Genomic DNA, 12,977 nt, shown 5'->3' on the forward strand with positions numbered 1-12,977 from the left:
GCGCGGGCCGGGTCAGGAGGCGCGGGCCGGGTCGGCGAGGAGGTCGGCGAACGCCAGCTCGGCGGCCCCGATCATCAGCCGGTCGGCGCCGAGCGCGGCCCGCCGCAGCTGCACGCCGTCGCGCGGCCCGGGCAGCGCCTGCGCGGTCACGCGGTCGAGCAGCCGGTCGGGCGCGGCGGCCTGCAGCGACCCGAGGAACCCGCCGAGCACGATCACCGACGGGTTGAAGGCGTTGAGCACGTTGCGGAGCGCCACGGCCACGTAGTCGACCTGGCGCTCGACCTCGCGGCGCACGTCGGCGTCGCCCTCGGCGAGCGCCGTCGCCAGCGCGGCGTCGAGCTCGTCCGCCTGGGCGCGGGACAGGCCGGTGACGGCCAGCAGCTCGGCCTGGCCGACCTCGGTCTCGAGGCAGCCGACGGCGCCGCAGTGGCAGAGCCGCCCGGCCGACTCGACGAGCGTGTGGCCGATCTCGCCCGCGAAGCCGTCGCGGCCGCGGAGGGGGCGGCCGTCGACGACCACTCCCCCGCCGACGCCGCTCGCGCCGCCGTTGAGGAAGACGAGGTCGCTCGCTCCCGCGCCGGCGCCGAAGAGGCCCTCGGCGACGACGGCGGTGCTCGCGTCGTTGGCCGCCCGGGCAGGCAGGCCGGTGGCGTCGGACAGGAGGCGCGCGAACGGCTCGTCGACCCAGCCGAGGTGCGGCGCGAGACGGACGAGGCCGCCGTCCGCGTGCACGAGGCCGGGCACGGCGGCGCCGACGCCGACGACCCGGGCTCCGGGCACCTCGTCGACGAGCTCGCGGACGAGGCGGGCCGCGATCTCCGCCGCCTCGACCGCGGTGGGGACGCCGTCCGTCTCGTGCCGGACCCGGCGCTGCACGACCCCGTCGAGCCCGACGCGGCCGACGGTCACGGCGTCGATCTCGGGGTTGACCGCGAAGGCCACGACGTCGGGCGAGGCGCTGACCACCGGGCTGGGGCGGCCGACCCGGTTCGCCGCGACGGGCTCCGACTCGACGACGAGGCCGCGCTCGACGAGCTCGCCCACGAGGGCGGCGATGGTCGAGCGGTTGAGACCGGTCAGTCGCGTCAGCTCGCTGCGCGAGGTCGGGCCGTCGCCGTGCACGATGCCGAGCACCGAGGAGAGGTTCGACCCACGAGGGCGATCGAGGAGGGGACGGGCGCGACCGGCGGGAGGGGCGCCTCCTGCATCGGGCAGCGCCGTCGCCAGAGCGCCTGTCGTGTCGTTCGCCTCGTCCTGCACCGCGGCCTCCCTGGTCACCAGGGTATCGGGGCGCTCACGCCTGGTGCGGCTCGGCGCCGAGCGGCACCAGCGGCGGCACGTCCGGGCGGGTGACCAGCGTCACGACGGTGCCGGACGCGCTCGACGCGGCCACCGCCTCCGTGATCTCGAGCACGTGCAGGGCGACGTCGCCGGAGGCGCGGTGCGGCTCCCCCGCCGCGACCGCCCTGGCGAGGTCGGCCAGGCCGTACCCGCGACCCGCGTCGCCGTAGCCCGCCGTGGCCGGGACCTCGCGCCAGGTGCGGTCGTCGGCGGTGAGCAGCTCGACGGGGTCGCCGAACATGTTCGCGTCGGGGACGGCGATCGTGCCGAGCGTGCCGTAGAGCTCGGTGATCGGCGCCCGGGAGCCCCACACCTCGAAGCTCACCGTCACGGTCGACGTCGCTCCCGAGGCGTGCCGCAGCAGCGCGCTCGCGTGCGTGTCGACGTCGACCTCGAGCCGCTCGCCGGCGCGGGGGCCGGTGCCGATCGTCCGCCGCCGGGCCGAGCGCGAGACGAGGCCGGACACCGAGACGACCGGCCCGAGCAGGTGCACGAGCGTCGTCAGGTAGTAGGGGCCCATGTCGAACAGCGGGCCGCCCCCTGCCCGGTAGTAGAAGTCGGGCGCGGGGTGCCAGGCCTCGTGCCCGGAGGCCGTCCACGAGACTGCGGCGCCGACGGGGTCGCCGACCACCCCCGAGGCGACGAGCTGGGCTGCGGTCTGCACCCCCGTGCCGAGCACCGTGTCCGGTGCCGAGCCGACCCGCACCCCTGCCGCCCGGGCCGCCTCGAGCACCGCGGCGCCGTCGGCGACCGTGAGCGCGAGCGGCTTCTCGCCGTAGACGTGCTTGCCGGCCGCGATCGCCCGCAGCGCGATCTCCGCGTGCGCGGCCGGGATCGTGAGGTTCAGCACCACGTCGACCCGGTCGTCGGCGAGCAGCTCGTCGACGGTCAGGGCGCGCACGCCGAGACGCTCCGCCACGGAGGCGGCCCTCGCCCGGTCGAGGTCGGCCACGGCCTCGAGGGCGAGACCGGGCAGCCGCTCGAACGAGGCGAAGTACTGCTCGCTGATGACCCCGACGCCGACCACGCCGACGCGCATCGGCGCGGCGGCCGAGCCGCCGGTCGTGCTCTCGCCGGTCGTGCTCGTGCCGGTCGTGCCGCCGCCGGCCACGCCCGCGTCCACGCCGCTCATCGCGAGGCCCACAGCAGGCCGCGCTCGACGAGCGTGCGGACGGTCGGGTGGTCGAGCACGGCCTGCGAGTGCCCCGGGGTGACGACGGCGATGCGGCCGAGGCCCCACTGACGGGTCCAGACGGCGGGCGAGGTCACCGGGCGGGTCCAGGGGTCGCCGGCCCGCGCCTCCTGCGTGGTCGTCGCGAGCACGTCGAGGTAGTCGTCGTGCAGCAGCCAGTACTGCTCGCTCTCGACCTCGAAGTCGTCGAGGCCCTCGGTGACGGGATGCGTCGCCGCCGCCTCGGTGAAGCGGATCACGTGCCGCACGAAGCCGTCCGTCTCGTCGCCGACCCGGTCGGCCGCGGCCTTGCCGGGGTGCGCCGCGAACTGGCCGCCGATCAGGTGCAGGTAGTCGGCGTCGCCGCGGAACGAGTCCGCGATGCCGCCGTGCCAGCCGGCCAGGCCGGTGCCCGCCTCGACGGCCGCGCGGAGCCCCACGGTCTGCGCCCCCTCGATCGTCGACATCGTGACGTTCTGCAGCACGAGGTCGGCGTCGCGCATCACGTCGGCGTCGGCGTAGACCGCCGGGCCGTCGTGCAGGCTGACCTCGAAGCCGGACCGCTCGAGGAACGGCACGAACGAGTCGGTCGTGCCGGTCGGGTCGTGGCCCTCCCAGCCGCCGCGGACGACGAGCGCGCGGCGGGTCACGAGGTCGCCCCTGCCGTGGTCGCCGCAGGTGCCGTGGGGACCGCCTGCAGCGCGGCGCGCACCGAGGTCCACGACTCGAGGCGGGCCCGGACGTCGTCGCGCGCCTCCCGCTCGATCGCTGTCACGAGCGCCCGCTCGAGCAGGTCGTCGATCACGACCCGCTGCCCGCTGCGCGTCGACTCGATCGCTGCCTCGACCATCGCGAGGCTCATCACGTTCTCGTGCACCTCGCCGTGCGGCACGTCGCCGGTGCGGAGCGCCCCGACGAACGCGGCGAGCGAGCCCTCGATCCCGTCGCCGACGGTCGGCAGGGGCGACAGCCGGGGCGACGAGGAGGCGCCCGTCTCGTCCGCGAGGGCGAGCACGGGAGCCTCGTCGCCGTCCCAGAGCGCGGTGCCGGCCGAGCCGCCGACGCGCCACGAGCCGTTCCACGAGGTCTCGGCGCCGGGGCTGCACCAGCTGCCCGAGTAGGCGTAGCGCACCCCGCCCTCGAACTCGAAGACGGCGTTCGCGGCCGCGTCGCCGCGGTACCAGCTCCACGACGGGCTGAACGACTCGCACCAGACCGACACGGGGTCGGCGTCGAGCAGCCAGCGCACCGAGTCGAACGGGTGCACGGCCATGTCGAGCAGCAGGACGTCGTCCATCTGCTCGCGGAAGCCGCCGAAGTGCGGCGCCTTGAAGAACTCGGTCGTGACGACGCCGACCTCCCCGAGCTCGGCGACCTGCTGCTTGAGGGCGACCAGGTGGTCGTCGTAGCGACGCGACTGGCTGACCATGAAGAGCTCGCCCGTCACCTCGGCGGCGGCCGCGAGCGAGAGCCCCTCGGCGACGTCGAGCGCCACCGGCTTCTCGCCGAGGACGGGCAGGCCGGCGAACAGCGACTGCGTCGTCACGGGGTGGTGCGCCACCGGCACCGTCACGTCGACCACCGCGTCGGGCGAGAGGTCGGCGATCAGCGCGCCGAGGTCGGTCGAGACGGGCAGCGACGCGTCTCCGTGGTGCTCGGCACCCGCCCGGGCGGCGTCGAGGTCGAGGTCGACGATGCCGACCAGCTCGACGTCGGCGCTGTCGGCGAGCGCGCGGAGCCAGGCCCGACCCATGCCTCCTGCACCGACCTGGACGACGCGCAGGGCGCCTCCTCGGCTGTCGACGGTGCGGAACGTCATCGCTCGAGGGCCCCTTCGTAGTCGGCCCCCTGGAAGTACTGGCCGGTCTCGTAGCGCAGCAGGGTCGGCGTCTCGCGCTCGCGCTCGGGGCGTGCCCACTCGACGCCGTTCGCGATCACGCGGCGGACGTCGCGGTGGTGGTAGACGGGGAAGTCCTGGTCGCCGGGGCTGAAGAAGAACACCTTGCCGAAGCCACGCCGGTAGGTCATGCCGCTGCGGAACACCTCGCCGCCGGTGAAGCCCGAGATGAAGACCAGCTCGTCGGGGGTCGGCACGTCGAAGTACTCGCCGTACATCTCCTGCTCGGGGATGACGATCGGGTTCGGCACGCCGCGCGTGATCGGGTGCTGCGGGTTGACGGTCCAGACGAGCTCCTGGTCGTGCTCGCTGCGCCAGCGGAGGGTGCAGGTCGTGCCCATCAGCTTCGTGAAGATCTTCGACCAGTGACCGGAGTGCAGCACGATCAGGCCCATGCCTGCGAGCACGTGGCGGTGCACCCGCTCGACGACCTCGTCGCTCACCTCGTCGTGCGCCGCGTGGCCCCACCAGGTGAGCACGTCGGTCTGCTCGAGCGCCTCCTCGCTGAGGCCGTGCTCGGGCATGTCCATCGTCGCGATCGTGATCTGCGCGTCGGGCAGGTTCTCGCCGACGCCCTCGGCGATCGCTCCGTGCATGCCCGTGGGGTAGCGCTCGGCGACGTGCTGCTCGATCTGCTCGTGGCGGTTCTCGCCCCAGACGGTCACGCGGAGGGGGGTGGTGGGGGTGGTCATGGATCTTCTCTCGGCAGGGACGGGTCGGGTCGGATCGGGTCAGGTCAGGGCGCGGTCGCGAGCCAGCGGCTGCCGTCGGCGGCGCTGCGCTCGACGGCGTCGAGCACCCGCTGCACCTGCAGGCCCTCGGCGAAGGAGGGGGTCGGCTGCTCCCCCGCCGCGATCGCCGTGACGAGGTCGCGGGCCTGGTGGCTGAAGGCGTGCTCGTAGCCGAGGCCGTGGCCGGTCGGCCACCAGGAGCCCGTGTACGGGTGCTCGGGCTCGGTCACGAGCACGCGCCGGAAGCCGAGCTGGTCGACCGGGGCGCCCGCGTCGTAGACCTCGAGCTCGTTCATCCGCTCGAGGTCGAAGGCGATCGCGCCGCCCGTGCCGCTGAACTCGAGCCGCAGCGCGTTCTTGCGGCCGGTCGCGACGCGGGTGGCCTCGAAGGTCGCGAGGGCGCCTCCTTCGACCCTGGCCGTGAAGAGGGCCGCGTCGTCGACCGTGACCTGCCCCCGCTCGGAGGAGGCGGTGCCGCCGAGGCCGCGGACCTCGCCGAGCAGGGGGCGCTCGGTCGTGAAGGTGTGCAGCAGACCGCTGACGTCGGTGAGGGCCCGGCCCGTGACGAACTGCACGGCGTCGACGAGGTGGGCCCCGATGTCGCCGAGCGAGCCGGAGCCGGCGACGCTCTTGTCGAGGCGCCAGGTCATCGGGCCCTCGGGGTCGACCAGCCAGTCCTGCAGGTAGAGGGCACGCACCTGGCGCAGCTCGCCGATCGCGCCCCGGGCGACGAGGTCGCGGGCGAAGGTGATCGCGGGCACGCGGCGGTAGCTGAAGCCGACCATCGCGAGGACGCCCCGGGCGGCCGCACGCTCGGCGGCCTCGGCCATCAGCTCGGCCTCGGCGACGGTGTTGGCGAGCGGCTTCTCGCAGAGCACGTGCTTGCCGGCCTCGAGGGCGGCGACCGCGATCTCGACGTGCGTCGCGCCGGGCGAGCAGATGTCGACGAGCTGGACGTCGTCGCTCTCGACCACGCGCCTCCAGTCGGACTCGGCGCGCTGCCAGCCCCAGCGGGCGGCAGCGGCGCGGGTCGCGTCGGCGTCGCGGCCGACGATCGCCGTCATCCTCGGGGCCAGCGGGAGGTCGAAGAACGCGGGCGCCGTGCGCCAGGCCTGCGAGTGGGCGGCGCCCATGAAACCGTGGCCGACCATCGCGACGCCGAGGTCGGGGCGGACGTCGTCGAGCCGGGTCGCAGCGGCGCTGGTCTCGTCGGGGGACATCTGACTCCTTCGTCACGCGTCGCCACGTTCGTTGTGGCCAACAACAAAGTACGGGCGGCGGCGAGGGCACGCAACCTCCCCGCCCGACGACGGGGGACGCGCCGGCGCTGGGCCCGCCCTGGGGAGGAGCAGCGACGACGCCCTTGTGATCGTCGCCCCGAGCGCATATGTTGGAGACGACAACAAACGCTCTCGACGACGAGGACCCCGGACATGACGACCACTCCCACCCGCGACGACAAGTTCTCCTTCGGACTCTGGACGATCGGCTACACGGGCGCCGACCCGTTCGGCGGACCGACCCGCCCCGACCTCGACGTGGTAGAGGCCGTCGAGAACCTCGACCGCCTGGGCGCCTACGGCCTGACCTTCCACGACGACGACCTCTTCGCGTTCGGCTCGACCGACGCGGAGCGCCAGACGCAGATCGACCGCCTCAAGGGCGCCCTCGACGCGACCGGCATCGTCGTGCCGATGGTGACGACCAACCTCTTCAGCGCACCCGTCTTCAAGGACGGCGGCTTCACCTCCAACGACCGCGGCGTCCGCCGCTTCGCGCTCCGCAAGGTGCTCCGCAACATCGACCTGGCCGCCGAGCTCGGCGCGAAGACCTTCGTCATGTGGGGCGGCCGGGAGGGCGCCGAGTACGACTCCGCGAAGGACGTGCAGGCCGCGCTGTCGCGCTACAAGGAGGGCGTCGACATGCTCTCGCAGTACGTGCTCGACAAGGGCTACGACCTGCGCTTCGCGATCGAGCCCAAGCCCAACGAGCCCCGCGGCGACATCCTGCTGCCGACCCTCGGCCACGCGATCGCGTTCATCGAGACGCTCGAGCACCCCGAGATGGCGGGCGTGAACCCCGAGGTCGGCCACGAGCAGATGGCGGGCCTCAACTTCACGGCCGGCATCGCCCAGGCGCTCTACCAGGGCAAGCTGTTCCACATCGACCTCAACGGCCAGCGCGGCATCAAGTACGACCAGGACCTCGTCTTCGGCCACGGCGACCTGCAGAACGCGTTCTCGCTCGTCGACCTGCTCGAGCACGGCTCGCCCCAGGGCGGCCCGACCTACGACGGCCCGCGCCACTTCGACTACAAGCCGTCGCGCACCGAGGACATCTCGGGCGTGTGGGACTCCGCCGCCGCCAACATGCGCATGTACCTGCTGCTCAAGGAGCGCGCGCAGGCGTTCCGTGCCGACCCCGACGTGCAGGAGGCGCTGGCCGCCTCCCAGGTCGCGGAGCTGTCGACGCCGACGCTCGGCGAGGGCGAGGGCTACGAGCAGCTGCTCGCCGACCGCGCCTCGTACGAGGACTACGACGCGGGCCAGCACTTCGGCGGCCACGGGTACGGGTTCGTCCGCCTGCAGCAGCTCGCGCTCGAGCACCTGATGGGCGCTCGGGGCTAGGGCAGACGCGCCAGCCGCGCTCTAACACCCCGTTGTGGACGAAACACCTCGTAAGAGCGGGGTGATCGGTCCACACCGGGGTGTTTCGCTGCGCGGGAGAGCAGGCGGCGACCTGCGCCGGCGGGGTCAGTCGCGGGGGGCGAGGGCTGCTCGGGCGCGGTCGGCGGCCTGGCGCGCGGCAGCCGCGTCGGCGTCGGCACGGCGGCGCTCGCGGGTGAGGAACTTCTCGCGGTCGTCCAGCTCGGCGCTGCGACGCTCGGCGGCGGCGAACTCGTCCCGGAGGCGGCGCAGCTGATCGAGGACGTCGTCCCGGTCGTGAGCCAGCCGGGTCGCGCGCTCGTCGACCTCGGCGAGCGCCGCCTCCGCGTCGTCGGCCTCGTGCTCGGCGTCCGCGGCCGCCTCCTCGGCGGCGCGTCGGGCAGCCTCGGCAGCTGCCTGCCGAGCGGCCGCCCGGCCGCGTGTCCGTGACCCGCCACCAGAGGCCGATCCCGTCGCTCCCCCGCCCTCGTCGTCGTGGTCGTCACCGGCGGGGGCAGCGGCCGCGCGCAGCCGCTCCGGGGCGACTCCCTCGGGGGCAGGGCCGGCGACGGCGTCGGTGAGGTCCGCCTCCTCGAGGCCGTCGGCGGCGAGAGCCCGCACGAGGCGGCCGCTGCGCACGGCGGCCGCGGCGGTCGCGTCGGCCACGGCGGCACGGAGGGTCTGGTCGACCTCGGCGAGCGCCGCGGCCGAGAGCGGGTGGCCCGCGTCGGACGCGAGGAGGCGGGCGCGGGCGACGAGACCGGCCAGCGCCTCCTTCCGCTCCCGGGTCAGGGCGGACAGGGCAGAGCGGTCGCCGTCGGTCTGAGCCGTGCGGAACCGGCCGCCGAGGGCCGCGAGGGCGACGAGGTCGTCCGGGGCGTCACGGGCGAGGAGGTCGACGGCCCAGGCGGACGCGGAGGCGCGGCGCAGCGCGCGCACGGATGTCGCCAGGGCGGCGTCGCCGTCGGACTTCGCGTCGCCGGCCAGGGCGTCGCGGGCGGCGGTGAACTGCTGCGGCGGCAGGGCGTAGAGCTGCCGCGCCGCCTCCTCGAGGGTCATCGCCCGACCCTACCGACGCCTCCTCGCCCCTCTCCCCCACCATCACGATCTTGCACACTGGTGTGCAAGATCGTATGATCGGGGTCGTGCACGCCTCGTCTTCCCCCCTCTCCCCCACCCGCGCGCCCCGACGCGACGCCGCCGCGAACCGCGAGGCCCTGATGGCGGCCGCCGTGCGCCTCCTCAACGTCGACCCGGCCGTCCCGCTCGAGGCGATCGCCGCCGAGGCGGGGCTGTCCCGACGCAGCGTCTACGGGCACTTCGCGACCCGGGACGACCTCGTGCGCGAGGTGACCCTGCGCGGTGCCGCCCGCATCGCCGCCGCCGCGGTGCCGGCGCCCTCCGACGACCCGGTCGTCCAGCTCGCCGAGCTCGGCGCGCGCCTGTGGGCCGAGGTCGAGCACGTCCGCGTCATGGCGCAGCTCACCGTGCGCGGGCCGCTGATGCGCGACGTGGGCACGGCGCTCGCGCCGCTGCGCGCGTTCCTGCTCGAGACCGTCCGCCGCGGCGTCGCCGACGGCCGGATGCGCGACGACGTCGACGTCGAGACCCTCGCCCACCTCGTCGAGGGGTCGGCGCTGGCCGTGCTCGACGAGGCGACCGTGCGCGACCTCGACCACGCCGAGGGCCACCGGCTCGTGATGCTCGCCGTGCTCGGCATGGTCGGGCTCGGCTGGCAGGAGGCGGGCGAGCTCGTCCGCAGCACGCCGGCCCTCGCGCTGCGCACCCCGGAGGACCGCTCGTGAGGCTCGAGCTCGACCACGTCGCCGTCGGCGAGGGGCCCGGTGCGCCGCTGCCCGAGCTGACCGTCGTCGCCGACCGCGGCGCGCCCGGGTTCGTCGCCGTCGAGACGGTCGACGCCCCCGTGCTCGCGTCGCTGATCGCCGGCGGGCGCATGGCCCCGACCAGCGGGCAGGTGACCCTCGACGGGAGCGACGACGCAGCCGCGATCCGCGCCTCCTTCGCCCTGGTCGACACCCCGTCGGTGGCCGAGCCCTTCGGCTCGCTCACCGTCGCGCAGGTCGCCCGGGAGGAGCTCGCGCTCGCCGGCCTCCGCAGCGACCGCGCCTCGACCGCCCTGCTGCTCGACGAGATCGGCCTCGCCGAGCACCGCCGCACCCGCCTCCAGGCGCTGTCGACGGAGCTGCGCGTGCGCCTGCTCTGCGAGCTCGCCGTGCTGCGCGAGGGCGTGCGGGGCCTCGTGCTCACCTCGCCCGAGCGGCACGGCGGCGACGTCGCCGCCTGGCTCGCCGTCGTGCACGACCTCGTCGCCCGCGGGGTCACCGTGCTGACGATCACCGGGGCCGCGGCGCTGGCCGCCGTCGAGGCGCTGCCGGTGCCCGACTTCGGACAGCACGGCGAGCACGCCGCCGGAGGAACGGACGCAGACGCAGACGCGGACGCAGACGCGGACGCTGACGACGCGACCGGTCCCGACGACCTGGGCACCACCTCCCTCGACGCCCCCGACGTCGACACCGACACCTACCTCGACACCGACGCCGACACCGACACCCCACCCGACGACAGCGCGGTCGCCCCCACCCGAGAGGACCGCTGACCGTGAAGATCATCGCCATCGTCCGAGCCGAGCTGCAACGGCTGACCTCCACCGGGCTCGCGCGCCTCGCCCTCGTCGCCCTGATGACGGTGCCGTTGCTCTACGGCGGCCTCTACCTGTGGGCGAACCAGGACCCGTACGCGAACCTCGACCAGGTGCCCGCGGCGCTCGTCAACGAGGACCAGGGCTCCGTCGTCGACGGCACCGCGACGAACTACGGCGACCAGGTGACCGACGAGGTCGTCGACGGCGGCGACTTCGACTGGCACACCGTCTCGTCGGCCGAGGCCGCGGCCGGGCTGCGCGACGGCACCTACGACTTCACCTTCACGATCCCGCGCGACTTCAGCGCCGACCTGACCTCGGCCAGCTCGGACGACCCGCAGCGGGCGCGGATCGTCCTCGCGACGAACGACACGAACAGCTACCTGGCGACGACGATCGCGGGGCAGGCCGGCAAGACCATCCGCGCGTCGGTCGCCGAGAAGGTCGGCAAGGAGGCAGCGTCCACCTTGCTCGTCGGCCTCGCCGACATCCGGACGAACCTCGGCAGCGCGGTCGACGGGGCGTCCCAGCTCGTCAGCGGCGCGGACTCCGCCGTGTCGGGCGCCGACCAGCTCGTGGCCGGGGCGGCCGACGCGTCGTCGGGAGCCGACCAGCTCGCGACGGGCGCGACCACCGCGGCGACGGGCGCGCGGTCGCTCGCGAGCGGCACCTCCCAGCTGGCGACCGGCGCGTCGACCCTCTCGACCGGGCTCGACGAGCTGCGCGACCAGACGACCGGCCTGCCCGCCAGCACGCAGCAGCTCGCGGACGGCGCGGCCCAGGTCGCCGACGGCAACCGGCAGCTCGCGACGGCCGTCGGCGACGCGGCGACGGCCAGCCAGGCCGCCGCCGACGCCGCCCCCGAGACGCAGGCGGCGATCGGGCGTCAGCTCGTCGCCCTGTTCGTCTCGCAGGGCCAGACGCAGGAGGAGGCGGTCGCCTCGGCGGCCGAGGTCGCCTCGTACTTCGCCCCCGTCACCGACGGCCTGGCCGACGCGAACACGCAGGTGCAGCAGCTGAACGGCCAGGTCGGGGCGCTCTCGACGGGCGCCGACCAGGTCTCCGCCGGCGCGGCGGCGCTCGCCTCGGCGACCCCGGCCCTCACGAGCGGCATCTCCGACGCGGCCGCCGGGGCCGACACGCTGGCGACGGGAGCGCAGAGCGCTGCCTCGGGCGCCTCCTCGTTGTCGTCGGGCCTCGGCACGCTCGAGACGGGGGCGGCCTCGCTGTCGACCGGGCTCGGCACGCTCAGCACCGGCACGGTCAGCCTGCGCGACGGGCTCGGGACGCTCGACGACGGCGCCGTGCAGCTGCGGGACGGGCTGCAGAGCGGCCTCGGCGAGATCCCCGCGAGCACCGAGCAGAGCCGCGACGACCAGGCCTCCGCGATCAGCGACCCCGTCGGCGTCGACGACCAGCCGCTCACGAGCGCCGGCACCTACGGCGCGGGGCTCGCCCCGTTCTTCATCAGCCTCGCGGCGTGGATCGGCATCTACGCGCTGTTCCTGATCGTGAAGCCCGTGTCGAAGCGGGCGATCACCGCCGTGAAGGCACCCGTGCGGGTGGTCGCGGCCGGCTGGCTGACGCCGGCCCTGCTCGGCGTGCTGCAGATGGTCGCCCTGTTCGCCATCGTGCGCGGGGCGCTCGGCTTCGAGGTGGCGCACACCTGGGGCATGCTCGGGACGATGGGCCTGGCGAGCGTCACCTTCGCGGCGATCATCATGATGCTCAACGTGCTGCTCGGCAGCGTCGGGCAGTTCCTGGGGCTGGTGCTCATGGTCGTGCAGCTGGTCACCGCCGGCGGGACGTTCCCGTGGCAGACGCTGCCCGGACCGCTCGCCGCGCTGCACTTCGTGCTGCCGATGAGCTACGCGACCGACGGGCTGCGTCAGCTGATGTACGGCGGCAGCACCGCGACGGCGTGGACCGACGCGGGCGTTCTCGCCCTCTGGATGCTCGGCGCGCTGCTGGTGTCGCTGCTCGCGACGGCCCGGATGACGCGGCAGCGGACGCTGCGCGACCTGCGGCCGTCGTTGATCGGCTGAGCCACAGGGCCCGGAGCCGCGGGCGCAGGAGGCGCGGCGGGCGCCGTCAGCGCCGGCCCGCCTCCTCGGCCTCGATCGCCGGGGCGGCCGCGGGGTCGGCGTCCGCCAGGAACGTGCCGAGCCGCTCGACCTCGGCGGTCTCGCCGATCGCGGCGGCTCCGCGGCGCAGGGCGAAGAGCGAGCGCAGCACCCCGCGGTTCGGCTCGTGCGACCACGGGACGGGGCCCTGTCCGCGCCAGCCGGCTCCGCGCAGCGCGTCGAGGCCGCGGTGGTAGCCGACCCGCGCGTAGGCGTAGGCCTCGAGGTCGGCGCCCCGCGCGGAGGCCTCGTCGCTGAGCAGGGCCCAGGCGAGCGACGACGTCGGGTGGGCGACGACGACCTCGGCGAGCGAGAGCGTCTCGAGGTCGGCCGTGACGGCAGGGTCGGCGGGCAGGAGGGTCTCGGGCACGCCGAGGAGGTTCGTGGAGGACATGGGTCCATCC

Annotated in this window: 12 protein-coding genes; 4 read left to right on the forward strand and 8 right to left on the reverse strand. The window is 74.8% G+C overall.

The genetic code is table 11. From position 1 onward, the window contains the following. Positions 1-12: 12 nt before the first annotated feature. The 6 genes from IFT77_RS12485 to IFT77_RS12510 all read right to left on the reverse strand — a co-directional run bounded on the left by IFT77_RS12485 (position 13) and on the right by IFT77_RS12510 (position 6,291). A complete protein-coding gene (locus IFT77_RS12485; protein WP_371741046.1) occupies positions 13-1,278 on the reverse strand; it encodes an ROK family protein in 1,266 nt (421 codons plus the stop codon). A 16-nt stretch (positions 1,279-1,294) separates the two neighbouring features. Beyond that, positions 1,295-2,380, reverse strand: coding sequence for a Gfo/Idh/MocA family protein (locus tag IFT77_RS12490; protein WP_192170277.1), 1,086 nt, complete (start codon positions 2,378-2,380; stop codon positions 1,295-1,297). Positions 2,381-2,469: 89 nt separating this feature from the next. Further along, a complete protein-coding gene (locus tag IFT77_RS12495) occupies positions 2,470-3,162 on the reverse strand; it encodes a ThuA domain-containing protein (protein ID WP_192043024.1) in 693 nt (230 codons plus the stop codon). Next, entirely contained in the window at positions 3,159-4,331 is a 1,173-nt protein-coding gene (locus tag IFT77_RS12500; RefSeq protein WP_192170158.1) for a Gfo/Idh/MocA family protein, read from the reverse strand. The genes IFT77_RS12495 and IFT77_RS12500 overlap by 4 nt, the downstream gene beginning before the upstream one ends. Continuing rightward, positions 4,328-5,101, reverse strand: a complete 774-nt coding sequence (locus IFT77_RS12505; RefSeq protein WP_192170159.1) for a ThuA domain-containing protein — start codon at positions 5,099-5,101, stop codon at positions 4,328-4,330. Before IFT77_RS12505 ends, IFT77_RS12500 begins: the two co-directional genes overlap by 4 nt. Positions 5,102-5,145: 44 nt before the next feature. Continuing rightward, positions 5,146-6,291: a Gfo/Idh/MocA family protein gene (locus IFT77_RS12510; protein ID WP_192170278.1), complete on the reverse strand. Its 1,146-nt coding sequence runs from the start codon at positions 6,289-6,291 to the stop codon at positions 5,146-5,148. A 282-nt stretch (positions 6,292-6,573) separates the two neighbouring features. Between IFT77_RS12510 and xylA the strand changes: the two genes are divergently transcribed. After that, on the forward strand, positions 6,574-7,767 hold the full coding sequence (gene xylA, locus IFT77_RS12515; protein WP_192043028.1) for a xylose isomerase: 1,194 nt from the start codon (positions 6,574-6,576) through the stop codon (positions 7,765-7,767). A gap of 126 nt (positions 7,768-7,893) precedes the next feature. Here xylA and IFT77_RS12520 read toward each other — a convergent pair whose 3' ends face one another. Continuing rightward, positions 7,894-8,844, reverse strand: a complete 951-nt coding sequence (locus IFT77_RS12520) for a transposase (RefSeq protein ID WP_192170160.1) — start codon at positions 8,842-8,844, stop codon at positions 7,894-7,896. Positions 8,845-8,930: 86 nt separating this feature from the next. Here IFT77_RS12520 and IFT77_RS12525 point away from each other — a divergent pair, with 86 nt between their 5' ends. Genes IFT77_RS12525 through IFT77_RS12535 form a run of 3 tightly spaced genes read left to right on the forward strand, consistent with a single transcriptional unit; the run spans position 8,931 to position 12,495 of the window. Continuing rightward, positions 8,931-9,590, forward strand: a complete 660-nt coding sequence (locus IFT77_RS12525) for a TetR/AcrR family transcriptional regulator (protein WP_371741048.1) — start codon at positions 8,931-8,933, stop codon at positions 9,588-9,590. Continuing rightward, positions 9,587-10,405, forward strand: a complete 819-nt coding sequence (locus tag IFT77_RS12530) for a hypothetical protein (RefSeq protein ID WP_192170162.1) — start codon at positions 9,587-9,589, stop codon at positions 10,403-10,405. The genes IFT77_RS12525 and IFT77_RS12530 overlap by 4 nt, the downstream gene beginning before the upstream one ends. Before the next feature lie 2 nt (positions 10,406-10,407). Continuing rightward, positions 10,408-12,495, forward strand: coding sequence for a YhgE/Pip family protein (locus IFT77_RS12535; RefSeq protein WP_192170163.1), 2,088 nt, complete (start codon positions 10,408-10,410; stop codon positions 12,493-12,495). A 46-nt stretch (positions 12,496-12,541) separates the two neighbouring features. Here the strand turns inward: IFT77_RS12535 and IFT77_RS12540 are convergent, their stop codons facing one another. Continuing rightward, on the reverse strand, positions 12,542-12,967 hold the full coding sequence (locus IFT77_RS12540) for a DUF3151 domain-containing protein (protein ID WP_192043032.1): 426 nt from the start codon (positions 12,965-12,967) through the stop codon (positions 12,542-12,544). Positions 12,968-12,977 lie beyond the last annotated feature (10 nt).

Origin of the sequence: Frigoribacterium sp. CFBP 13729 (genome assembly GCF_014841875.1) — a bacterium.
Classification (GTDB): Bacteria; Actinomycetota; Actinomycetes; order Actinomycetales; family Microbacteriaceae; genus Frigoribacterium.